2 protein-coding genes are annotated in these 421 nt (G+C 62.5%); both read left to right on the forward strand.

What is annotated here, in order from left to right; all coding sequences use genetic code 11:
• A partial coding sequence (locus tag ACV229_RS40740; protein WP_448088681.1) for an ABC transporter ATP-binding protein C-terminal domain-containing protein occupies positions 1 to 264 on the forward strand: 264 nt, incomplete at its 5' end.
• The coding region (locus ACV229_RS40745; RefSeq protein WP_448088682.1) for an ATP-binding cassette domain-containing protein at positions 264 to 421 on the forward strand (158 nt) is incomplete at its 3' end. The genes ACV229_RS40740 and ACV229_RS40745, both read left to right, overlap by 1 nt.

A 421-nucleotide genomic window follows, 5' to 3' on the forward strand; every position in this document is an offset into this window, starting at 1 on the left:
ACCGACCCGAAGCTGCTCGCGCTCGACGAGCCGGCGGCGGGGATGAACGCCACGGAGAAAGTGGAACTGACGCGCCTGCTCGACAAGATCCGTTCGGACGGCCGCACGATTCTGCTGATCGAGCACGACGTGAAGCTCGTGATGCACTTGTGCAACCGGATGACGGTGCTCGATTACGGCAAGGTGATCGCCGAGGGTCTGCCGCAGGACGTGCAGAAGAACCCGAAGGTGATTGAGGCATATCTCGGCGCAGGGGTGCACTGATGGCAGCGGCAATGTTGAAAATCAAGGGCTTGCAGGTCAACTACGGCGGGATCCAGGCCGTCAAGGGCGTTGACATGGAGGTCCGTCAGGGCGAGCTCGTGACGCTGATCGGCGCGAACGGCGCAGGCAAGACCACGACGATGAAGGCGATCACGGG

The organism is Burkholderia sp. MR1-5-21 (assembly GCF_053427715.1).